Annotated in this window: 20 protein-coding genes and 1 pseudogene; 8 read left to right on the top strand and 13 right to left on the bottom strand. The window is 41.6% G+C overall.

Annotation, left to right across the window (positions count from 1 at the left end; all coding sequences use genetic code 11):
* Positions 1 to 147: 147 nt before the first annotated feature.
* From DXB54_RS04705 to DXB54_RS04670, 7 genes and pseudogenes are all read left to right on the top strand, one after another.
* Positions 148 to 917 (top strand): annotated as a pseudogene (locus DXB54_RS04705) (response regulator).
* 119 nt (positions 918 to 1,036) lie between these two features.
* Positions 1,037 to 1,429, top strand: a complete 393-nt coding sequence (locus DXB54_RS04700) for a winged helix-turn-helix domain-containing protein (protein ID WP_118694384.1) — start codon at positions 1,037 to 1,039, stop codon at positions 1,427 to 1,429.
* Positions 1,430 to 1,933: 504 nt separating this feature from the next.
* Complete coding sequence (locus DXB54_RS04695; protein WP_118511067.1) at positions 1,934 to 2,383, top strand: sigma-70 family RNA polymerase sigma factor; 450 nt, start codon at positions 1,934 to 1,936, stop codon at positions 2,381 to 2,383.
* Positions 2,384 to 2,955: 572 nt separating this feature from the next.
* The gene (locus DXB54_RS04685; protein ID WP_118502298.1) at positions 2,956 to 3,171 is read left to right on the top strand and encodes a DUF6870 family protein; all 216 of its coding nucleotides are present in this window, start codon (positions 2,956 to 2,958) and stop codon (positions 3,169 to 3,171) included.
* A gap of 135 nt (positions 3,172 to 3,306) precedes the next feature.
* A complete protein-coding gene (locus DXB54_RS04680) occupies positions 3,307 to 4,935 on the top strand; it encodes a recombinase family protein (RefSeq protein WP_117995169.1) in 1,629 nt (542 codons plus the stop codon).
* Positions 4,936 to 6,585 (top strand): recombinase family protein, encoded by a 1,650-nt coding sequence (locus tag DXB54_RS04675; RefSeq protein ID WP_118694383.1) that lies wholly within the window; start codon positions 4,936 to 4,938, stop codon positions 6,583 to 6,585.
* Positions 6,570 to 8,111 carry a recombinase family protein gene (locus DXB54_RS04670; protein WP_118694382.1) on the top strand — a complete coding sequence of 514 codons (1,542 nt, stop codon included), beginning with the start codon at positions 6,570 to 6,572 and terminating at the stop codon, positions 8,109 to 8,111. The genes DXB54_RS04675 and DXB54_RS04670 overlap by 16 nt, the downstream gene beginning before the upstream one ends.
* A 23-nt stretch (positions 8,112 to 8,134) precedes the next feature.
* Here the strand turns inward: DXB54_RS04670 and DXB54_RS04665 are convergent, their stop codons facing one another.
* The 3 genes from DXB54_RS04665 to DXB54_RS04655 form a co-directional block, all read right to left on the bottom strand.
* Entirely contained in the window at positions 8,135 to 8,962 is an 828-nt protein-coding gene (locus DXB54_RS04665; protein ID WP_118694381.1) for a site-specific integrase, read from the bottom strand.
* Positions 8,963 to 9,038: 76 nt separating this feature from the next.
* Positions 9,039 to 12,008: a type I restriction endonuclease subunit R gene (locus DXB54_RS04660; protein ID WP_118694380.1), complete on the bottom strand. Its 2,970-nt coding sequence runs from the start codon at positions 12,006 to 12,008 to the stop codon at positions 9,039 to 9,041.
* Between the two features lie 227 nt (positions 12,009 to 12,235).
* On the bottom strand, positions 12,236 to 12,844 hold the full coding sequence (locus DXB54_RS04655) for a restriction endonuclease subunit S (protein ID WP_118694379.1): 609 nt from the start codon (positions 12,842 to 12,844) through the stop codon (positions 12,236 to 12,238).
* A 101-nt stretch (positions 12,845 to 12,945) separates the two neighbouring features.
* On the opposite strand from DXB54_RS04655, the gene DXB54_RS04650 reads away from it, so the two are divergent.
* Complete coding sequence (locus DXB54_RS04650) at positions 12,946 to 13,455, top strand: restriction endonuclease subunit S (protein ID WP_199708727.1); 510 nt, start codon at positions 12,946 to 12,948, stop codon at positions 13,453 to 13,455.
* A gap of 36 nt (positions 13,456 to 13,491) precedes the next feature.
* Here DXB54_RS04650 and DXB54_RS04645 read toward each other — a convergent pair whose 3' ends face one another.
* From DXB54_RS04645 to DXB54_RS04600, 10 genes are all read right to left on the bottom strand, one after another.
* Positions 13,492 to 14,223 (bottom strand): Fic family protein, encoded by a 732-nt coding sequence (locus DXB54_RS04645; RefSeq protein ID WP_118694378.1) that lies wholly within the window; start codon positions 14,221 to 14,223, stop codon positions 13,492 to 13,494.
* A gap of 40 nt (positions 14,224 to 14,263) precedes the next feature.
* Positions 14,264 to 14,725 (bottom strand): hypothetical protein, encoded by a 462-nt coding sequence (locus tag DXB54_RS04640; RefSeq protein WP_118694377.1) that lies wholly within the window; start codon positions 14,723 to 14,725, stop codon positions 14,264 to 14,266.
* A complete protein-coding gene (locus DXB54_RS04635) occupies positions 14,725 to 15,183 on the bottom strand; it encodes a DUF3990 domain-containing protein (protein WP_118694376.1) in 459 nt (152 codons plus the stop codon). The genes DXB54_RS04640 and DXB54_RS04635 overlap by 1 nt, the downstream gene beginning before the upstream one ends.
* A gap of 108 nt (positions 15,184 to 15,291) precedes the next feature.
* Positions 15,292 to 16,503: a restriction endonuclease subunit S gene (locus DXB54_RS04630; protein ID WP_118694375.1), complete on the bottom strand. Its 1,212-nt coding sequence runs from the start codon at positions 16,501 to 16,503 to the stop codon at positions 15,292 to 15,294.
* Positions 16,504 to 16,508: 5 nt separating this feature from the next.
* Complete coding sequence (locus DXB54_RS04625) at positions 16,509 to 18,107, bottom strand: type I restriction-modification system subunit M (RefSeq protein WP_118694374.1); 1,599 nt, start codon at positions 18,105 to 18,107, stop codon at positions 16,509 to 16,511.
* A gap of 25 nt (positions 18,108 to 18,132) precedes the next feature.
* Positions 18,133 to 18,573, bottom strand: coding sequence for a YunG family protein (locus tag DXB54_RS04620; RefSeq protein WP_118694373.1), 441 nt, complete (start codon positions 18,571 to 18,573; stop codon positions 18,133 to 18,135).
* Positions 18,574 to 18,640: 67 nt separating this feature from the next.
* A complete protein-coding gene (locus DXB54_RS04615; RefSeq protein ID WP_021938054.1) occupies positions 18,641 to 18,871 on the bottom strand; it encodes a hypothetical protein in 231 nt (76 codons plus the stop codon).
* A gap of 148 nt (positions 18,872 to 19,019) precedes the next feature.
* On the bottom strand, positions 19,020 to 19,685 hold the full coding sequence (locus tag DXB54_RS04610; protein ID WP_118694372.1) for a vWA domain-containing protein: 666 nt from the start codon (positions 19,683 to 19,685) through the stop codon (positions 19,020 to 19,022).
* Between the two features lie 271 nt (positions 19,686 to 19,956).
* Entirely contained in the window at positions 19,957 to 21,045 is a 1,089-nt protein-coding gene (locus DXB54_RS04605) for a macro domain-containing protein (RefSeq protein WP_118694371.1), read from the bottom strand.
* A gap of 134 nt (positions 21,046 to 21,179) precedes the next feature.
* The gene (locus DXB54_RS04600) at positions 21,180 to 24,278 is read right to left on the bottom strand and encodes a glycoside hydrolase family 2 TIM barrel-domain containing protein (protein WP_118694370.1); all 3,099 of its coding nucleotides are present in this window, start codon (positions 24,276 to 24,278) and stop codon (positions 21,180 to 21,182) included.
* Positions 24,279 to 24,551 lie beyond the last annotated feature (273 nt).

Raw genomic sequence — 24,551 nt, 5'->3', positions numbered from 1 at the left:
TTTCGCCATTTCTCAAAGAAATTTTTGAAATGTCCGAGCTTTGTAACAATTCAGCTTGTTTTTCTGTCGAAATCAAAGGCACCTCGGACATTTGTGTAACATTTGTAGTTTATGCTTGTGGTAAATCAATATTGGGGGTGAGGACACATAAAAAAGATACTGCTGATTGACGACAGCAACACCTATACATGGTGCCTGCAAAAATACTTACAGCACCGGAGCTACCCGGTAAAAACGGCTTGTACGCTGAAAGAAGCGCGGGCCTCCATCCAAGAAGAAATGCCGCTGGTGGTCTGCTGTGATCTCGACCTGCCGGACGGTTCCGGCATGGACTTTCTGGACGAGGTGCGGGCCGCAGATAAGAAACTGCCTTTTATTCTGGTGTCCTGCCATGACAAGGACGACTACGAACAGGAGGCCAAATGCCGGGGTGCGACGCTGTGCATGGACAAAATGAAAGTGCTGTTGCTACAAGATAAGCTAGTGGAATACGCCTACCGGCAGTTATCCGGCGAAAAGGCCCCGACTTTTCACAAGCTACTCTTTGTCCATGAAGAAGATACCAACGCCGGAGTGCTGCGGGCGGCTATGTTGCAAAAAGGCTTTGACCTGATTCTGGTTTCCTCGATTGGGGAGGCCAAGCGCCGGATTTTTGAGGATAAGGAAATAGAACTGATCTTGTGTGATCTGGAACTGCCGGACGGTACAGCAATGGAGCTGTTTCATACGCTGCGGCGGGTGGCGGGAATGTTCCAAATGAAGAATCCCCCTGTCCGGCTTCTGCCGTTCTTTATTCTTACCGAGAACAACGACCTCGCCACGGAATATGAATACCGGCATGAGGGCGTGAACGACTATATCACCGCCCCGGTGAATATCCCGGAGTGATCTGGCGGGTTCTGTTCTTTGTGGAATGAAAACTTTACGGAGGTGATGATGTGATGGGACATTAGCTGTTTTTGATATAGAAGAATCTGGTAAGCAGATCGGAGAAAAGTTATTTCTGCTTCTTAACGAGGAACAAAAGAATGCTCTATTGCAATATATTTTGGAACAGGGAGTCTGTCATGGAACGGCATCCAATTCCTGTCACACTTCCTCCGTAGCAAAGAAGAATCCTCTAACAGAAATACAGGAAGGCGAGCTTTATCTATGCCTGGAGCACCGCACTGTCAGGGTTCGTGAACGGATTATCAACCTGACAAGTAAAGAGTTTGATATACTGGCATTGCTCATTGCCAATCCCAAACGTGTTTTTACTTATGAACTGATTACCGATTTGGTTTGGAAAGAGGATTGTGATTTCTATTCGAGAAAAGCGATTCATAATCATATAAGTAAGCTGCGTAAGAAGTTACGTTATGAGCCGGATCTTCCAAACTATATTGAAAGTGTCGCTGGGATTGGCTATAAATTTGAGCATCTATAACATGAGCCCACAAGGTGTCGTTTTTCCCTTGTGGGCTTGCTTTTTGTAGCATATATTCTAAGAGCAGAATATGTAGAAAATTGTGAATATAAAGAGTAAAAAGCGAATGTCTGCGGACTGATACAGGAAACATAACCGATATAATTTTTTCCCAAGGAGGTATCAAACAGCCGATTCAGGTTCCTCCTTGATGGGAGGAAATGCCTATGCGTCTATGCAATACAGATCCGCAGATAAACTGCTTTACATTCAGTCACCTATACGTCGTAGTCCAGTTCGTATGGATTGCGGCGTTTTTGGTTTCGACAAAGTTTGAGCATTTTCGCTGTCAGCCTCCCGGAGAAATTTCATACTGCTGCTTTTGCGCGCCTGTTCTTTGTACGGGCGCGCTTTTTTGTACCCTTTTTTCAATCAGAAAGAAACTAAGACCTTATCGCTGCCGCAGCCCACCCTCTGATTTCGATTTTGCCATCAACTCAAACATCGAAATTGGAGGAAATTACTATGAAGAAAATCAATCTTCGGGATTATTACCCGTATTATACACAGGACATGATCATTGAGGTGCCGGATGAAGTTGCGGATATTCTCCGGGAATATAAACTTGCTGAAGCAGCTTATTTTTTGCGTACATACCGGCACAAAGCCTATTTTTCTTTGGATTATGACATCAATGTGGAACATGAGGCTATGGTGCTTGTTTTGACACCGGCAGATATTTTTGAACAGAAGGAAGAAAACGCCAAACTATATGAAGCGCTTGCCTCGTTGCCGGAAAAACAGCGTAACCGTATCACTTCACATTTTTTGTTGGGAATGAGTTTATCGGATATTGCAAAAAGCGAAGGAACCGGCGTCAGCTCTGTACATGAAGGAATTCAACGCGGACTTCGGCGTTTGAAAAAAATTTTAGAAAAAATGAATACAGACCCCGAAAATTACCATCAAAAATGAAATGTATAGTAGAGGGACATATTCGGCGGGACAAGCTGGACGGGTGTGGTAAGGAAGCATATACATCCTCCCACCCCAACTGCAATATCAATTTGTCTGCCATGCCCCTTGCTTGTTCCTTGACAATCGAATATACGCTGTTACAGGTACTTCATTCTGTGTTCCGAGCGGCAGATGGGGCGGCGCGGTGACAGGCGGCCTAAGGAGGTGATGAATCCAGGCTGTCCGAGCGATAAACGCAACCCACGAAACCGGCTGTGGCAAGCCGGACGCGATAACGACACAGATCATAATGGTACTTCTTCACAGCTTCCTAAAGACTTGGGGAGAGTTCCTGCGGCGTTTGCTTGCTCTGGCAAAGCGGCGGCGTATGTGGGACTATGATGCGGTGACGCTACCCGCAGCCTGTAACAGCCCCGTCCTTATAACAGAAGGACTTGCCGGGGTGCGTGGCAAATACGGCAGTAAAATCGAAATCAGATATAATGGGCCGGATTTATGTGTGTAATAACCATAGATCCGACCTATTCATGTGGTTTTGATAACACAGTTTTCAGAAGGGAGTTGATACTATGGAAATGAACACCATTGTCAGTGATGCGGGTACGCTGGTAGACATTCGGGATGTCTCTGTCAACAAAGAACTTTCCCGTGATGAACGGATTGCAGAATTTGTTCAGCAGATAAAAAATCCATACCATTTTAAGTGTGGCCGTTTTACTGTACAGGCCAGCTTTTCTGCTGAAGGTGCTACCCTGGAAGAATGTATCAAGGGTATTTTGCGATAGGCGCAATTTTAAGAAAGGGGCTGACTTTTCCGTAAAAGCATGGTAGAATAAGAATCGGAAAAGGAATTGAATATGACATAACCACACTTCTTGAATTGCGGGGATTTTTCTGTGCAACGAAAGGAGTGTTTTTTTATGCAGGTTTACAAAGCGATTAAGTACATCCGTCTTTCTTATACGGATGATAAAACAGTAGAAAGTGACAGCGTTGCCAATCAGCGGCGCCTGATCGATGATTACATAGCCCGACACCCGGAAATTGAGGTTGTGGCAGAAAAAATTGACGATGGTTATAGTGGCGTTTTGTTTGATCGCCCGGCATTTCAGGAAATGATGCGGATGATCGAACAAGGCGAAGCTAACTGCGTGATTGTCAAAGACCTCTCCCGCTTAGGTCGTGAGTACATAGAAACAGGCCGCTATATGCGCAGGGTGTTTCCAGCCTATGGAGTGCGTTTTATCGCAATTAACGATAATGTGGACACGGAAAATGACGCTGCCGATGATCTCACGGTTTCTGTCAAAAACATTATGAATGAGGCTTACTGTCGAGATATTTCCGTTAAGACACGGAGTGCCCTGGAAGTAAAACGGCGCAGCGGGGATTTTGTAGGTGCTTTTACCATCTATGGTTATGTGAAAGTCGGCGATAAACACAAGAGCCTGGAAGTAGACGAATATGCTGCCAATGTTGTGCGGGATATTTTCAGAAAACGGCTGGAAGGATTCAGCGCTTCCCATATAGCGGATGAACTGAACCGATTAGGAATTCTTTCACCTTTGGCGTATAAGCGCAATCACGGAATGCCTCATGCAAAAGGTGGCTATACAGACCGAAAGGATTGCAAATGGTCTGCAACTACAATCATCCGTATTTTGCAGGATGAAACTTACACCGGAACACTGGTCCAAGGCAAACAGACAACGCCCCATTTCAAATTAAAAGAGCGTGAGGACAAACCTTCTTCGGAATGGATTCGTGTGGAGGGAACCCATGAAGCGATCATACAAAAGCACGATTTTGATCTGGTGCAACGGCTCCGCAGGATTGACACAAGGACTTCTCCCAAATCGGATAAGGTTTACCTTTTTTCCGGTATTTTGATCTGCGGCTGCTGTGGCTGCCGTATGACCCGCAAGACGAACCGCTATAAAGATAAAGAGTATCACTATTATTACTGCCCGACCGGCAAAAAGAATGGCTGCACATCGTCGGTCATGCTGAAAGAGTCGGATCTGATTGAATGTGTGCAGGACAGTTTGAAAGGACATATTGAAAATGTTGCTTCTCTGGATGCCCTGCTGTCCAGTATCAGTCAGGAACGGATCAACCGGGAATTGGCACAGGAATATGCCGCACAGATCAGAGTAAATGAAAAGCGTGTAGCACAGACCGAGGGCTTTAAGGCAAAACTCTATGAAAATCTGGTGAGTGGAATTCTGACAAAGGAAGAATTTCTCTCTTATAAGCGAAAATACAATGCAGATATTGAACTGTTCCAAAAGGCAATCGCTGAATGGAACGATAAACTTACAGATGTATTGGAAAACCGAAGCGAACGAAATCGTTGGATCAACCATTTTATGAGATTTTCTACTATGGAGGATATTGACCGCCGGGCAGTCATGCAGCTTATCCGAAGCATACGGGTAATGGGTAAAGATGAACTGCATATTGAATTTAATTACCAAGATGAATATCAGAAAGCAATTTCTTTGGCGGAACAGATTGCTACAAAAAATGAAGAAAGGATGGTGGGCTAAATGGCAAGAAAAAGCAGAAAACAGACGGCGGCACCTATGCCGGCACCATCTTTATATGTACATGTAGCTCTGTATATCCGTCTTTCTGTGGAGGATAACAAAAAGCGGGGCTGCTCAGTAGAAAATCAAAAGCTGGTACTGAATGACTTTCTTTCAGATAAACCGGACTTCGTTGTGTATGATACCTATATCGACAACGGAGCGACAGGGACAAATTTTCACCGCCCTGGATTTCAGCAAATGCTATCTGATATTGAAGCAGGCCACATTAACTGTGTGATTGTTAAGGATCTTTCCCGATTAGGGCGAAATTCTATTGACATAGGTTATTATATCGAACAATATTTTCATGCGCATAATGTTCGTTTCATTGCTGTTACGGATCAGTTTGATACAGCGGATTCCGGAAATCTTCATGGCGGTATCATGCTGCCTTTGAAAAATATGATCAATGAAGCCTATGCTCTGGACATTGGACGAAAAATCAAAGCACAAGCGCGGCAGGCTATGAAAGACGGCGACTATATTGGTGCACGGGCACCTTACGGTTACAGGAAAGACCCTGATAATTGCCATAAACTTCTGATTGATGAAAATACTGCCCCTGTGGTAAAACAGATTTTTGAATGGGCACATGAGCATGTGTCTCTGAACCGGATTGTCCGCAATCTAAATGAGATGGGGATTCCGGCACCGAGCCATTATAAAAAGGCCACTGGCGAGATTACCAGTCCGGGCCTGATCGGAAGCGGCAAATGGCAGACCCGTACAGTGATGAAAATTTTAGAAAGCGAAGTCTATACAGGCGATCTGGTGCAAGGAAAAACAAAGATTGTAGATCATCAGCAGGTCAAGGCTGGAGAAGATAATCTGATTATTGCAAAATGCACCCATGAACCGATCATCAGCCATGAGTTGTTTCATGCAGTTCAGGAATACAGAAAACAGATCTGTGAAGAAAGCAAAGCAACTCCAAAACGTCCCTACACACCAAACATTTTCAAAGGTAAAGTGTTCTGTGCTGATTGTGGCAGAAGCCTTCACAGGCAACGCGCCGAGCGCCGGAAAGGACCCGACACTTACTGGTTCCACTGCCTTACAAACAGCCGGGTAGAAAAAGATAGCTGCAAAGGTTCGATGATACAGGAGAAAGAACTGATTTCTACTGTTACGGCTATTCTTGAAAAAGAGTTGACAGTTGCGCTGGGAATGTCGCTGCCACTCTTTCAGTTGGAGGCAAGACAAAAACAGGAAAAAGATAAGCTGAAAATTCAGATGTCGGCCAAACGGCAGGAAATTGAAAAAACACGCCGGCTGATCCGTGGCCTATATGAAAATTTTGTGCAGGGTATTTTGACAAATGACGAATACTTTGAATTGAAAGCGGATTATGAACATGCTATCAATGCTCTGTCTGGTGAGATTGAAGTATTTGAAAAATCTATGGACTCTCTGGACAACCAGCTTGCCAGATACCGTGCAATGGAAAAGGATGCAAAAACACTGGCACAGGATCACGTACTGACTGCAGAACTGATCGAACGGCTCATTGAACGAATTGAGATCGACCACGAGCGGAATATTCATGTTACCTTCTGTTTCAAAAATGAATTTCAGGGAAAGGCGGTGGAACCGTGCGCAACTATGTGATTGCCCTTTATATCCGTCTTTCTGTGGAAGATTTCAAAACTGAAAGTTTGAGCATACCAAATCAAAAACTGATCCTTCGTGAAAAAGCTATGTCTCTGCCGGAATGGGATAACAGCGAGATTTTGGAATTTATTGACAACGGTCATACGGGGACAAACTTTGAGCGTCCGGCGGTGCAGGAACTTTTAACAATGGTTCAGGCCGGAAAAATCAACTGTATTATTGTAAAAGACCTTTCCCGATTTGGACGTAACAGCATTGAAACCGGCTATTTTATTGAGCGGGTATTTCCTCTTTATCACACCCGTTTTATTTCCGTCAGTGATGATTTTGACACAGCTAATTTCAAAGGTGATACCGGAGGGATTGATATTGCTTTCAAGTATCTTATTAGCGAGTGTTATAGCCGGGATATGTCCATGAAAACCAAAAGTGCAAAATACGCAAAGATGCGTCGTGGAGAATATCAGAGTATCATCTGTCCTTACGGCTATCGCAAGAGTGCAGACGGACGTATGGAACCGGACGAGGATGTTGCCCCGAATGTGCAGATGATATTTCAATGGGCGTCTGAAGGCAACACCGCAGCCGAGATCACAAGAAGATTGTATGCCATGAATATCCCCACCCCAGGGGAATATCGCAAACTTAAAGGCAAGGACTATTACAATGTTTCCCGAACAAACGGCGTTTGGAGTACATCAACGGTCCTGCGTATTTTAGAAGATCAAAGATATATCGGTACCTATGTAATTGGCAAGAGAAAGGTAAAAGAGATTGGCAGCCGACATACACAGTTAAAGGATGAAAGTGAGTGGTTCAAAATCCCGAACCATCATCCGGCTATTGTAAGTGTGGATCTATTTGAGAAAGCCAATGCTTCTATTAAGCGTTTCTCTCTGTCAAATAAAAAGCCGCGTGATTATCTGCTCCGTGGTATGGTGTTCTGCGGATGCTGCGATCATGCAATGTCTCTACGAAATGGTGCGTGGTTTTATTGCCGTCATTCCGAGGTGGCTGAAACGCTTCCTTGTCATGGTGTGCGCATAAAGATGGCAGATCTGGAGCAGGTTGTATTTGAAACAATTCGGGCTCAAATGTGTCCGGCTTTGGGAATTGACAGCAATAAGGATAAATTGGATTTGCAGACAGTCCAGCAGGCCGAACATGAAGAAAAACTCCGTTCTATTCAAGACAGCAAGCGGCATCTTTATGAGCAGTATGCGCTTGGAGAGATTGATTTGGAAACCTATCGAACACGAAAAGCGGTTTATGACACGGAACTGGTACAAGCCAAAAATGTTCATGCTGTCATTACTGCACAGACCAAGCAGATAAAAAGTGATTATGAGATTAAGCTGAAACAACAGGAAATTGTGCAGGAAGTCGGAAACGCCAACATGCTGACAAAAGCTCTGATTGACCGACTTATCAACAAAGTTTACGTCTTTCCAGGAGATCGGATTGAGATTGAATATGCAACACAGGATTTCTTAGAAACTAAGGAATCCGAAAAGGAGGGATAACCGTGAACACCCATTTGAAACAGCTATGAGGCTGCCCGAAAAACTTCAAAAAAAGTTATAAATTTTTTTGTCGTGGGCTTGACATACGGGTGTCTTAATCCATGTATGGATATTTCTGATATTCCACAGTTTCTGCAGTGCCTGAGGAGTACATCATTTACCGTAGAATTATATATCTTATTCTCACCAACAAATATAGGCTTGTCGTCAGGCATCCCCTTAACAAGTTCTGAAAACTTAACAACTATCTGCCAATCAATCTGAATTTTTCTGACAGATGAATTATTCTTTGTAGGAAGAAATCCTCCATCTCCCTTATAATCCCACGTTTTACTTATAGATAATGTCTGCCTTGAAAAATCGAAATCTCCCGGAGTAATAGCAAGTGCCTCTGAGAATCTCATTCCCGTCTTTGCCACAAGCATAATAAACCAGTCCCAGTTAGGTTCTTCTCTTATATCAAGATCTGCTATAAGTGTATGCAGTTCGAATTGATTCAGATACTTTATCTTCTTCGCCCTTGGAGTCTTTCCCTTTATGATAGCTTTCCTTGTAGGATCTCTTTCGATAAGACCTTCATCCACAGCATCAAGTACAGCCCCTTTAAGCTGATGATGAAAATCAAGGGTAGTCTGCCGTTCATGTTCCCTGGCATAATCATTTAAAAGCTGCTGATAAGCCGTCCTTGTAAGCTCGCACACCTTTAGTTCCGGTGCAAGTCTCTCAACCCATTTCTGTGTCATAAGATACTTAGACATTGTTGCATCTCTTATTGCATCCTTTTTGTATACATCAATCCACTGTCTGTAGTATTCATAAAAGAGCGATTCACTGTTCATATCATTTAGCATAAGCTACCTCCATTCCTCTTAAGCTGCCTACGCTGATATAAGCAAATGAAATAGCTGCTTTATATTACAGTTTCTGTTAATTATTCACCAATGGTTCAATCTCTTCCTTCATCACATTTCTTAACTCAGCAATCATCTTGGCATAATACTTAAACTTTGGAAGTGCATTGTCACAGTTCTCTTTATAGCCGGTATAATCTACTGTTGCCTTTATAGCACTTTCATTTGGAATCTGCCCATTTCTATAATGCCTTGCCGCATACATAACGTCTTCCTCTGACGCATACCATGTATCACAAAACTCTGCAACCACACGATGTATACAATCATTCTTCATATTTTCCACAATATTTAATATGGATTGTCCTCTGTATTTAGTTTCATCTTCTTCAATTTCGTATATGAGCCTTGCCATAATATCTGCAATCTTGGCGTTATCCTTACGGAGTTCCTCAACATACTCTTTGGCTTCGTCTATACTCTTCTGCCTTTGTTCCCGAGTTACAGTCACATCATCATCCGGAGTTACTATATTCTGAATCAGGTTGATAATGTACTCATAATCTATCTTGGTGTTACTATATGCCATAAGCTCATAGTCAAGCTCAACAGGATTTATGCCATCTCTATCAGTACCCTCCGGGTCCGGCTTTATCTCTTCCTTAATATTCTTGTAATGGCCGACATAATCCTCATATTCACTCTGACTGATTCCATATTCTTCAAGCAGACTGTCATCATATTTTGTAAATGATTTCAACTGGGCAAATAACCTGTCAAATTCCTGGAATATTTTCACAAATACAATCTTTTCTTTGTCAGACAAGCTTGCAGAAGATGCCTCATCGGGAGTTGCCGCTACCGCCCTGAGAGCTGCCAGTGATTTCCTAAAAGCTTCATCGACCTCATCCCATTCAGCCAGCAATGTCTCTTTAGTTCCACCTGCCGAGTAGAGCTTTACCGCATTATCAACGGCTTCCTTAAAAAGCTTAGGTGCCTGAAACGTAACAATCTGTCCAAAGGTCTTATTCTTGTCAAATATACGATTTGTCCTTGAAAATGCCTGGATCAGATCATGCGGTCCCATAGGCTGACGATCTATAAATATTGTAGACATGCATGGTGCGTCAAAACCTGTAAGCAATCTGTCCACAACAATAACCAGATCAAGCTGCTCACTTCGTTTCTCATACATCGGATCCTTTCTTGCCAGCCTCTTATTAAGGTTGCCGTTATAGGTCTGTATCTGGGAAATATCATACTTCGTTCCGAACATGTTATTGTAATCATCAAGTGACTGCTTCATCTTATCCTGATTCACATGTGAATTCTCTTCATTCTCAGTTACGGAATATGTAATAGCAAATTTAGGGAAATCAGGAAGCACCTGCTTAATCCTGTCATCTATCTTAAGTTCAGTCTCCCCGTTCTTAACTCTTGTAAGAAGGTCATAGTACTTTTGTGCGATCTGGATTGAGCTTGTTGTAAGAAGTCCCTCATAGGTCTTGCCTTTACCATTCTGAAAGCCCAGCTTGCCATAGGATCTGTTAAGGATCATATCGAGCACCCTGAGCATATGGGTCTCATTGTCATATATCGTCTGATCTGTCTCATCAACCATATTTTTAGGTCCATTATGCTCCACCTGGAATCCAAGTACTGCCTTGTCATGTATCGCATTCTGTATTGTGTACCGATGTAATCTTGCTCCATACAATTCTTCGGTTGTACGAGGCAGATCTCCCATCTGAGGATATGGATTCTCTGCGAATCTAGGTGTTCCTGTAAATCCATACCAAAGTGATCTGTTAAAGAAACGCTCTATCTCACGCTTAGTCATTGGTGTAACTGCCCTATGGCACTCATCAACTACAAATGCAATCTTAAGGTTTCGTATTTTATTGTATTCCGGAGTCCCCTCCTGCAATCTTTTTGTGATCAATCTCTGTAATTTCTGTATTGTGGTAACGATAACCTGTCTGTCTTCCGATTTCAGTTTCTTTTTGAGGTCATCCACATTATCTGTATTCTCTACACATATAGAATCGTTATTTGCATATGCCTGAAATGCCTGACTTGTCTGGGTATCCAGATCTTTTCTGTCTATCAGGAAAATAGTCTTGTCAAGGGAGGGTATATCCATAAGCAGATTTCTTGTAGCCTTGTAGGATGTCAGAGTCTTGCCTGAGCCTGTGGTATGCCATACAAATCCGCCCTTTCCTACTTTTGATGCTTCCCTTATGGATTCTATTGCATGGATCTGATATGGTCTGAGAAGTATCAACCTCTTCGCATCCCGGTCAAGCACCGTATACCTGGCGATCATCTCATGTGCCTGTGGTATGCTTAAAACACACCTTGCAAAATCTATATAATCTGTAACGGGATTATTATTGCTGTCCAGCCATCCGCTTACAAATTTCTCGTTCAGTTCATTATCACCGGCTGCGGAGAAATACTTCGTATCCACGCCATTACTTATAACGAACATCTGCACAGCAGAGAATATACCTGTGAATTTTCCCTCACCAATATATTTCTTTATCTGCCTGAAAGCATCCATATATGAGTGCTGCTTATTCTTAAGCTCTATATGTATCATAGGAAGACCATTGATCATAAGGGTTACATCAAATCTTCTGTCTCTTGTGCCGTCAACATCCTCCGCCGCAGCCAGTGCATTATACTGATTTATAACTTCATATACACTGCTTCCGCCTGCTATATGTTCATGATTCATTACAACAAGATGGAGTTTTTCTGTGCCTCTCTGCACATGTACCTGTACCTTGCCGTTCTCCCCCACAAGCCATTCTCCGGCCTTGTAGAATGATGAAAATTGAAGCTGGTTCTTCACCTGTTCAAATTCAGGATCCGATAAGCTCTCACCATTAAGCCTGTCTTTATTATTCTGCTCAAGAATATATCTGAAATTGTTCCACAGATCACTTTCAGTCTTCAGATCCGGTCTATATGTCCACTGAGAATCCCCATATACCAACTGATTGATTAATTTCTCTTCAATTAAAGCTTCTAATTCTGCCATTATACCCCTTCTCCTAAATATTGAACGTCAGCCCATTTAAAATTCGCCTTCGGCAAAGGGCTGACGCTGCATGTCTGGTTTTCATATAAAGCCTGACACATTAGTCTCAGCTATTATCTATGATGCTTATCTTCAATGTATTAGTTCTCTACACTGTTAAATCTATATACAAGTTCATTATCTGCCTTTATACACTAACCATTCCAAAAAATAAACAACTGTAGTTATTATACAATAAGTTTACGCCATTGAAAACTTATGTTTATGAATTTGTAAAACTTCCACTGGTGAAGAGTGATGAGGTGGTCAATACCAAGTAAAAAATCACCAATTTTGTCTTGTTCATCCTTATGTGGTACAAAAAATGTATATGCATTTAACTCATCTCTGTTGATCTTTGGCATACCTGAACGCTTCGAAACAGATACCGAATATTTAAAGAAATCATTTGTCTGTAACTGTGAAAACAAAAATTTTTGTCTCAATCCATTTTTTCCATTGAACACATATGCATCTGCACTAGTAAGCCCATCAACAGTGGCATAAAAGTACTTGCCAAGTTGAGGATTTATTTTTCCATACACAACATTACCAGGTCTAAATCTGAATTTTCCGCTAATAAGCTGCTCCTCTTTTACAGTCTTGACATTATTTAATATTCGCCCCGTGAACGCCTCTATATTTCCTGGCGCAATGTGGGGCATATCATCATATTCACCAGAAGTAGGATCTACCATTTCTGTTGAAATATCTACAGTATCTATCCACCTACGCTGTTCCCAAGTTCTAGTGATATATAACTTGCCTTTGACTTGGACATGAAATATTTCTTGCATGAAACTTTTTGCCAAGCAATCTACAGCATTTTTTCACATATGCTTGGGAACAGCGTAAGTTAGGTGAGGTGTGTTCAAGAGTTCAGGGAAATGATGGAAGGATGGATCTTCCAACACTGACAATATCGGCTGCAAATGGTTGGATGAATCAAGAAGATCGATTTTCAGGAAATATTGCAGGTAAAGAACAAAAGAATTATACCCTTCTTCATAAGGGAGAATTATCGTATAATCATGGAAATTCAAAGCTTGCAAAATATGGGACAGTATTTTCATTACAATCTTATAAAGAGGCGCTTGTACCAAGGGTTTATCATAGTTTCAAAGTAGAAGAGGGAAGTCCAGATTTTCTTGAATATTATTTTGCAACAAAATTGCCAGATAGGGAATTGGGAAAATTAATATCATCTGGTGCAAGGATGGATGGACTATTAAATATTGGCTATAACGAATTTATGGAAATACAAATGTTATTTCCATTAGTTGAAGAACAAAAGCAGATTTCAAACTATTTTCGGAACCTCGACCACCTCATCACTCTTCACCAGTGGAAGTTTTACTTTACGAAATTACCCCATCTTCTCCGCCAAAAGCTTAATTTTGTAGCCTAAAAAAGAGAGTTTCTAAAAACTCTCTTTTTTAGGCTGTCATTCCATAAAGTACTTACATTGTTGGTAATAATCTTCGGTCTCTTTTTCCATTAACTTAACCAGTGTATCTACCTTTTCCTTTTCACGATATTCCTTCAAGCCTTCAATATACTGAATTCTATTGCTATCCTGTATAATAAACGGACATATACAGTCACTCCTCAAGCACTCCCTGAATAAAATCATTCTGCCCGTTCTTCCGTTTCCATCTTGAAATGGATGAATGGACTCATATCTTGCATGAAACTCGGCCAGTGTAGCTAAATTTTTTTCTCGTTCTGTATACCATACCAATAGCTCTTCCATTTTATCCGACACTTCGCTCGGATGAACCGTCTTATACATTCCAATCATATTTGGTCTTTTTTTATAGTCTCCTATTGCATAGCCATTCGCTCGATCTTCAAAAACCCCGGACTTCAATTCAAAATGAAATTGCTTAATAAGTTTCTGGGATATCTCTTCATCCAAAGTATCTATCATGCGATTAAACATCAGGAAATGTCCATTCATTTCCTCAACATCCTTAGCTCTATAATAATCATCACTCTGCGGTAACGTTCCGCTGTCAAACAATGATGCAGTCTGTTCCGGAGTCAAGGTACTTCCCTCTATTTTATTAGAATTATATGCCATAGCCCTTTGTGTATAAGCATACACACCTGATCTGTCAAACTTTTTTCGTTCTACAACAAACCGATCAACTAACCATTCCTTAAAATTCACCATTTTGTACCTCCCTAGATTCCAAGCACAAACATTATCACCTCTACAGCAACGAACCTTCCCGGTATGATTCGTATATATATGATGGATTCTCATAATACACGCTACTATTATAATCATCAATCTTCGGACTTATAAAAGAATTATACACCTTAATCAATGAAGATATCGTATCAATCCCATCCTCCTCGGCAACCTTCTTTACAAGTCTTTTGTATACCTTGCCTATATCCCAATGGGATGGTATCGCATAGCCACATTCATTAACATTATCGAATGTTCCATTTTTTATATCTGCCTCTTTTATGAAATCCTCACTAACTCTATCAATATTGTCACAATGATAGACATCGGCAAGATCATAAATTTTCTCAAGTCGTTCCTTTCCAAGCTTATTTACAATATACGACCGTTCATTTTTTGTTTTTCTAGCCATATAATCTATCAAGCCACATAGATAGAATAAGTCATTATCTTTTTTATCTTCTCTTCCTTCACCTACCATTAGAGCACCTCACATTCCCTATATTCAAGACATTTTAATGCGGCTTCGGTACAGAATACAATCTGATGTGTAGGATATTTAAACTTTGCAAGTACCCAGAACTGCTCCCTTGTAATAGAGCCATCTATATAGTCCGATACATAATTATAAATCTGGTCGTCTGCCATGGCTCCTATGACCACATCGTAATCGTGATCTTTTCCACTTCTGCATGACACAATAAAATCAAGCCATTCTTCTGACATATTTGCAAATTCCTTAATATTCAAATTTGAATTTAATCGCACATCATATACAGACACGACTTTAGTTTGGTATCTTCTTGCCCATCTTTCCGCCTGTTCCTTTATGATGGTACAGTAAAAGCCATTTCCAAAGTCTTTTGTATTGCGCCCCACACGTATTTCAGGATCTTCTACCACCTGATATCCCCCATGGTAAACAGTCATCATCGCCATATAATCAAAATCTCCTTTTATATTCGGATTTTTCATCATCCAAAATCAATATAACACCCTTGTTAAGCGTATTATCACATGATATTACCCTTAAATTCCGTTTTCTGCTTACACAAACATATTCTGCAACATAAATTTCTTTAAATTCTTCAACTGATCACACTTTTTCTGGTGAAGAGTGATGAGGTTGTCAAGGTTGGAAAGAAACATTCCAATCCGCTCCTGCTCTTTAACACTGGGGACTAAAAATTTCTGTTCAAGAAAATCGTCCGTAACCAAATCGTGCATCATAGTAGACGCTTTTGTTGACCTTGAAAGAACTCTTTGCATGAGACTCTCATTATTAATAGCATATTTCCAAAACTGTAAATCGTAATCTACGATAGGTCTAAAAACCGCGAATATATGAGAAACAATGCCGTTTCCAATATCATTTTCTACAAAGCGGCCAAAACGATATTCTTTACTCTGATGTCCTTCAAAAGCAATATCACCAATATTAAACGTATAATATGTTTTTAAATAATCTTCCGTTGATACTTTAACATCTTCTTTGAATTGCATTGTTGCAACGGTAATATTTCTATCCATGCTGATGCTACCATCATTCTTTTCACTTGACTTTTTGTAAAGTTCCCCCAACTTACGCTGTTCCCAATCGTTAGAAAATCCCTCAAATCTAATTTCAGGAACACTTCCGTTATTTTTTGGAAACATCTTTTGAAGCATATATTTTTTTAACTTCTTTGCCTGATCACACTTTCGCTGGTGAAGAGTGATCAGGTGGTCGAAGTTGCAAAAATAGCTCGCAATCACTTTCTGTTCTTCATATTTTGGAATATCAACTACAAATTCCTGCATATCAGATGCAAGGATATGTTTTATGGTATTACCAGTAGTAATGTTCTCAATTTGCTTTTTGGCTTTATCAGTCTGATATTCATAATTCAAAAAGTAAGGTTCAATTTCTTCTTTGGGATTTCTGAACATGATTAAGGCATGAGCCGCTGTATTGTCCAATTCTTCAGGGATTACAGCTGCATGTCCAACATGCCCTGACTGAACCATAACCATATCTCCGGTATGTAGCCATTTATCTTTTTGCTTTTCATAAAATTCATCATTTATGAAAATTTCAGCGTTATGATTTATCTGTCCGTCTTTTACATTGTTAGATTCCAAATAAAAATGTCCATGTTCTGCATAGTACGGAGTAGCTGTTCCTACGAATGCATTTCCAATCGAACCATATATATCCCCCAGCTTACGCTGTTCCCAATCGTTAGTGTAACCTTTAAATCTAATCTTTGGTTTTGCCATAAATGTCACCCCTCCATCATCTCAATGTATCGTTTTAAAGATGCCATTATGTCTTCATCAGAGGAAGTGAGTTCCTTTAACTGAGATACGAACTCGCTTTCGACATTTGCAATCTCTTTATCTGTCTGCTCCATCTCATCAAGAAGTGCCTTTAAGTCCACCTCTTCTTCCTGTTCGAAGTTGTCTACATATCTTGGGATATTAAGATTGAAGTCATTTTTCTCAATGTCTTCAAAACTTGCAAGGTATGATTCCTTTTCCACAGTTTCTCTCTTGCTGTACAGACTAAGAACCGACTCAATATGTTCATCAGTCATGGTGTTCTGCTTTTTACCCTTTTCGAATTTCTTTGATGCATCTATGAACAGAACGTCTCGTCCATCTCTGTGCTTCTTCAACACAATGATACAGGTAGGAATTGATGTATTGAAGAAAAGATTTGCAGGCAATCCAATCACTGCATATATATTACCTGAACGTAATAGCTTTTCTCTTATCTTTCCCTCTGCTGCACCTCTGAATAATACTCCATGAGGCAGTACGATCGCCATGGTTCCATTATTCTTCAAATGATACAGACCATGAAGAAGAAAAGCATAATCAGCCTTTGATTTTGGTGCAAGAACTCCGTAATCACTGAATCTCTCATCCTGAAGGAAGCCTGCCGCCGCACTCCATTTTGCTGAATATGGTGGATTCATAAGTACCATGTTAAAATCTGTCTCTTCACCTGTAGGCCAGTCTCCATCAAGAGTATCGCCGTTACGCAGTTTCTGGTTCTCCGGTGAAATTCCATGCAGAAACATATTCATTCTTGCAAGGTTAAATGTAGATGTATTCAATTCCTGACCATAATATCTGATGTATGAAGGCTCCTTTGAATATTTCTTTGCATTTAACAGCAGGGAACCTGAACCCATACATGGATCATAAACTGAAAGTCCTCTCATATCCTCCTGACCTGCTATCGCTATCTTGGTCAATATCTTTGATACTGCCTGAGGTGTATAGAATTCTCCGGCTTTCTTACCTGTTTCTGACGCGAATTGTCCTATAAGATACTCATAAGCATTTCCAAGGACATCTGAATCAGAATTAAGAAGATCTGCCTTATCTATTTCCTTTATAAGACTTGATATTGTATCGCTCTGCTTTTGATCCCCTGCGCCAAGTCTGTTAGAATACAGATCTATATCCGTGAACAGATCGGCAAATAATGCGTCGCTCTGTTCAATATTGTTAAATGCTTTCTGGAGCTCCTCACGATTAAAGCAGTTATTTCTTGCCTTCTCAGCAAATGATGTATATGTAAGCTCAGGCTCAATCACATAAGAAATCTCTTCCTTTATCTGTTCATTTAATTCTGCTGCACTTTCATCCTCAAGAGCTTCCTTGTATGCCTCTAAAGCGGCTTTCATAGTCTCCGGCTTCTCATCATAAAGAAGATCATACGCTTTGATAAGAAATGAATCCGACAAATATTTATAAAAAACTATTCCCAACAGATAATTTTTATATTCATTTGCATCCATCTTGGACCTGAGTATATCTGCCCCACTCCATAATACACTTATTAAATCTTTGCTGTTTTCCAGTTCTGCCATTTGTAGTTTCCTCCCTGAACCGTATCTATTTGCCTTCTGTTTTCTTCTTCAACTCCGCCTTAAGATGCTCATACCTCAGTCTTTTCTCTTCCTTGGCGAAGTGAACCTCCCTGAACTGCTCCGGGTTGTTCTCGTAATCAAGTACTTCATCCCCGAACTGTTCACTGGTAAGATCAAAGCTCTGATCTCCCACCACATTGTAGCAATGATAATTTCCACCGGGTCTCAAGATACCATATACCTTTCCGCCAAATATGTCCTGTGCCAGAAAGGCTGTGATGGAGCACTGTCCCAATGTCTTATTTTCCTTTGTCCAGTTCTGTCTCATTCTCGGTGCACAGGTCTTAGCACACCAGATCTCTGACAATGCGTCGTAAAGGTCATAGGGTGTGTCTATCCCTTTATATTCATCATTTACCGCATGAACATCTGCATGCTCAAAGCCCCAGAAATTGTATTTTTTCATAATAGTCTTCCATCCATCCGTCCATTATAATTCCATTATTTTTTCACTATTATTTCACTATTTGTGATCATCTGGCATAGCCACAACCTGATCTTCCCGGCATGTCGTCGTCCTTAACGTATCTGGCATTGAACTCCATATTTATTTCACGAAGTTCTTTCTTGCCATCGATATACTCCTGATACATTTCAGCCAGTCCAGCCATGCAGCCATCGCAATTTGCCTCAATATATCCGAGGGAGTCCGCAACTATCTTCTCTCTTTCTTCCTTTGTGGTTTCACTGATTAAATATCCCATTTTACACCTCGATCATCCGGACAGCAGTCCGTGTTATCAGCCTTGTATACACCATCATAATATATGCACTACATGCATTTAAGGCTGTAAGTATTTTAATATATTATACAATAATATATCACATTAGGGCAAATGGTGAAATCCCGATTCACTTATGCCTTCTCTCGTAATCCTCTCTTATGGGGGCTGTGCATTTGCATACTGCCTGATCTAAATCCTCCTTATTTTTTGCACGCCTTAATGCTGTTATGGTTTCTGACATAACCTGATAATTAAGACTGGTGCCAACCTGGTCACACTCATAATTTATGGCTCTGTCTGCATTTATTCCAAATCGTGCTGCAACCGATATTGCGTCAATATTTGCCCCTAAGAACAGAAATTCCCATCCATATTTTTCCTTCTGTCTCTCCACCATGTATTTTACTCTGTCATAAGTATAAAACCGGCTGGCATTTTCCATTCCGTCAGTGGTTATAATGAACATGGTCTTCTCCGGTCTGTCCTCTTCTCTGGCGTACTTGTGTACATTGCCGATATGATGTATGGCTCCACCTATGGCGTCAAGCAATGCGGTGCAGCCTCTGACATAGTACTGCCTGTCTGTCATAGGCTCTACCATCTTCACCGGCTGCCTGTCATAGACCACCTCCTGCTGGTCATCAAACAACACTGTAGATATGACAGCCTCTCCATCCTCTTTCTTTTGTTTGCTGATCATGGAGTTAAATCCTCCTATTGTGTCAGACTCAAGACCTGACATGGAGCCGCTTCTGTCCAAAATAAATACTACCTCTGTTAAACCTTTTCTCATAATTATATCCTCCTATTATTGGCACGGCTCACAAAGTGATGGCGTGCTTTCCTTTCTCATGTGTCACTTGACACTTTCCATAACATTTTTTATTTGTTGGACTTATTATAATCAAAGGCATTAAAAAAACGGTCGCCCTGAAAGCGACCGCCTGCATATGCATAACTTTTTCAATTCAAATTCTTATCTGTTTACTTCTCATATGATGGTCATCCCATCTATTGACACGGCTCACAAAGTGACGGCACCCTTTCCTATGTTTCGTGTATTGTCACGAAATAATACATGGGAGTCCATGTTCTTCCAACTGGATGTCGAGCTCGATCATGTCGTATATACCATTTTCAATAAAATATGAAAATATAATATCTGTCTTATCACAAGGTGACAATGCGTAACCGGCTCTCGCTAACAGATCTCTTGTCTCATCAAGATTGAGTCTTGCACCAACACACAGACACAATGCCGTAAGTTTCTGCGGATGATATCCACGGTTATTCTTTATCTTGGAGAACACCTTCTTGTCCACTATAGCCCGCTTCCACACTTCTGAATTCGTCATATTTTTATTACTTATAAGAAACAGCAGATACTCTGAAAATGTGTCTGATATATGTTTCATTCTTTCTTCCAGACGCTCTTCATGAGCCTCTTCAAATACTTCACATATATCCGATGACACAGCCGCTTTCACCGATTGATTTACATGGTCTGACATCTCAGGCTCATCAAGTCTCGCCGTCTGTATAGTCCCTGTATGTCCGTCCGGGCACCCGATAACAGTGCCACGCATCGGATTCATGCCATACTCTTTATAGCTCTGCTCCCCAACATACACAGCGTCAATATATGCCTCAAGGCCACCGGCTATCTTCTCTCCAAGCTCCGTGGACTCATGGTCAAATACCACCAGATATACGGCCATATCGTTCTTCATGATAAATGAATTTATCTCGTCAACGGCTATCCTCATTGCTTCTTCTCTTGGATACCCAAGTGATCCGGTTGATATTAACGGGAATGATATTGAAGCCACGCCATATTTGTACGCAAGTTTTAGGCTTTTTCTGTAACAGCTCCGCAGTTTTTTCTCTTCATCTCTGCCGCCGTCAACATACGTCGGGCTTACTGCGTGGATAATATATTTTGCAGGAAGGGCAAATCCCGGAGTAATAAATACTTCCCCCTCAGGAACAACACCTATCTTTTCCTTACGATATTTCAGAAGTTCGTCATAGCCCGCCGCCATATATATCGCGCTGTCACATCCACTGCCTGCCATCGGATATTTATTGGCAGTATTGACTATTGCTTCTGTTGTCATTCTTGTTATATCGTTTCGAACAATCTTAATAGGCATACTGCACCTCCTAAATTACCACTCTCTTAATATTCTCCACCCTGATATGGCTGCTTTCAATCCTGTTCTTAAATCATTCATTATTATAATAAAATCGATGGTCTTGAAATCATATACATTACCATAGATACTATTTAGAACTTATAAGGAACCAGTACAAAACTGAAATCAAATTTGTTCTCGTTAAATTTGTATTTGTCTGCCACCTCCGGACCGCAGCTATTTGAGCCGATACCATTTAATGCATAGTCTATGCACAGTACCGTACTGCCACACTCTGTAAGCTCATAATTATGTCCCGCCGCAGCCAACTGCTCCTCTGTGTAAGGTGACACATTAAAGGAAAATGTATTCTGTGAAGCAACTGCCAATCCCATACAACTCACCACAGCATTACCTGCTTTCTCCACAACATTCTCAGCTTTGTCCACTTTCGTTTTATCATTTTCAGCTTTCTGCTCAAGCTTCACGTAGTCACAATCGTAATGGCTTCCGTTCTCCTGCGGTCTGATGTAATCCTCATGCATATCCATCACATCACCATGATAGTGTCCATGGCTTGAGCCTCTATGCTTATCCCGGTAGCTTTCCTGTGGTCCCATTCCGAAGTAATCTACCCCAGCAAATGTCTTATCTAAGAACAGCCTCACTCCAAACCTCGGAAGCTCAGGGAACTCCTCATCCTTCTCTGCATGGATATCTGCCTTGATCTTTCCTGAAGGATAAATAGTCCATGTGATCCGGGCATCTATTATCTTCTGAACCGTTGCCGCAACAATTCCCACATGGCAGCTGATTTCCATGCCTTCTCCTACAGTCACCTCATAGGCTCTTGTGTAAGCCTTATCATAATGGGCACGCTGCCACAGGGCTTTAATATACATATCATTATCAGTTGGTGCTCTCCAGATATTTAATTCCATTGGCCGGTTCAGGTACTTCTTGCCTGCGTATTCAAGCTGGCTGAACAATCCTGTACGCTTGTCAAGGGTATAAGAGAAATCCCCAGAGCTTATCACCATCTCCGTATCACTTTCGGTAATTTTTATCTTCTGCTGTTCTTGACTATCGTCAAGTATCGCTACAGCAGTCCGGTTTCTCTCATCTGCATTTTCAAGCTTTATCTCATCAAAGCCCAGAACGTCACCCTTATCCATGAGAGGAAGAGGCTTCTTAAGAGCATAGAATATACGCAGGTACACCCTGCCAGCTACAGGGATATCTAACAACAGCTTACATGTCCCGTTGCCGTGTGGCTTTATGCCGATATCATTTATATTACCTGCTGCAATAACCTCACCATCTTTTGTCAGTTCGTAGGTAACATCTGCATAATCCTCAAGGTTATCAAAGTCCATGTAATTGTGGAGAACCAGTTCGCCGGTATTCTGATCGTATGAAACAACCCTTGCCGGACGATATACATTTTTATATTCCAGAAGTCCTGTGTGAGGCCTCCTATCGGGATACACCAGCCCATCCATACAGAAATTACCGTCATGTATATCCTCGCCGTGGTCTCCGCCATAATAATATACTGTCCTACCATCCTCTGCCTTGCCGTGTGCAACCGCATGGTCACACCACTCCCACACAAAGCCACCGCACATAAGGTCATTTGCCTGGATCATCTGAAAATAATCCTCGAAATCTCCCGGACCATTTCCCATGCTGTGACAGTACTCCACAAGAAGAAACGGCTTACTGCCATCCCTGTCAAGATACTCCTGTACCTCCTCAAGGGACGGATACATACGGCTGTAGAGATCAAGATCTTCATAGTTGTAGGTCACATCATAATTACGATACCTGGAGCTCTCATACTGGGTTATGCGACTATGGTCGAATTTCTTAGTCCACGCCAGGGCAGCCTCGAAATTACATCCGTAGGCACTTTCATTTCCCATGGACCACATAACTATTGAAGGACGGTTTTTGTCACGCTCCACCATCAGCCTCACTCTGTCAAGGATTGCCTCCTGCCATGCCGGATCATCAGCGATCTTCTCATTCCAACGCTTGAACCTGTTGTAATCTGTGTCCTCCCTGCGATACAACATGTAAGGGCCATGAGCCTCAATGTCCGCCTCCGCACACACCATAAATCCGTATCTGTCGCACATTTCATAGAAATACGGAGCATTTGGATAATGGCTGCACCTTATGGCATTGAAATTATGCTGCTTCATCAATGACATATCCTTCTTTATCTGCTCTACACCCACGGTAAAGCCGGTCACAGGATCCGAGTCATGCCTGTTCACTCCACGGAACTTGATCTTCTGTCCGTTAAGGTATATTACCCTGTCCTTGATTTCTACCTTCCTTAAGGCAAGGTGGTCGGTTATCACTTCATTTGCAGTGGCAAATACCAGCTTGTAAAGATATGGTTCTTCTGTATTCCAAAGCACAGGATCATTGATCTTAAGTGTCACGCTGGCAGTATCCCCACATATTTCTTTAGCAACCACCTGTCCCTTGGCGTCCTCTATTGTGATCTCTGTCTCCACCGGCTCATAAAAATCAACGCTTATATTAACTTCTGCTGCCTCACCTGAGACATCCGCTGTCACATGATAATCCCTGATGGCTTTCTCCGGTCTCTTTAAGATATACACGTCACGAAATATGCCGCTCATCCTGAATTTGTCCTGATCCTCAAGATACGAGCCATCACACCACTTGAGCACCAGAACCGCCAGCGTATTCTCCCCATCTGTTAAAAGCTCCGTCACATCGAACTCACTGGTGGCATGGGACACCTGGCTGTATCCCACATAGGAGCCATTTACCCACAGATAAAAACAGCTGTCCACACCCTCGAAATTCAGATATGCCCTCGGTGCCGCCTCGTCCTTCTCATATGCAAATGTATGAACATAGGCCCCACAGGGAATATCCTGTGGCACGTATGGCGGGTCAAATGGAAACGGATAGCGGATATTCGTATACTGGTGTCTGTCATAGCCATACATCTGCCACACGCCCGGAACCGGTATCTCACCAAACTCCGTCAGGTCATAGCCCTTCTCGTAAAAGGCGTCCTCCACATCATATATGCTTTCAAAATATCTGAACTTCCATTGTCCATTTAAAAGTATAAGCCTGTCGGAACACTCCCGGTTCTCCACCAGGCAATCCATCTTTCTTGACGCCGGCACATAATATGCCCTTGCTGGCATTGTATTCTCATGTAAAACCTTCAGGTCTTCATAGTAACGTGGTACGATCATAAGCAACCTCCTTCATTTTCTTTATATTAATAATTCTCATAACCTTGCATAGCCATACCTTGTTATGCTATCTCAAATATTTTTAATCTCTATCTCATATCTTCATTAAAAGGTTATCACAGCCGGGCTTGATTGTCTATGGACACAGGATATCTTAATCAATCACATATTGATTTCAAGGACAAGAGCCGCCCTCTGATCGTAGGAACCTGCTGATCCTGTTCAGCAGACTTTTCCATAAACAAAAGGGCTGCTCCCCTAGTCAATACAGAA

This window comes from Coprococcus sp. OM04-5BH, from assembly GCF_003482105.1.
Classification (GTDB): Bacteria; Bacillota; Clostridia; order Lachnospirales; family Lachnospiraceae; genus Coprococcus.
Note: the sequence above shows the minus strand (reverse complement) of the source record. Positions and strands in the feature narration are given on the sequence as shown.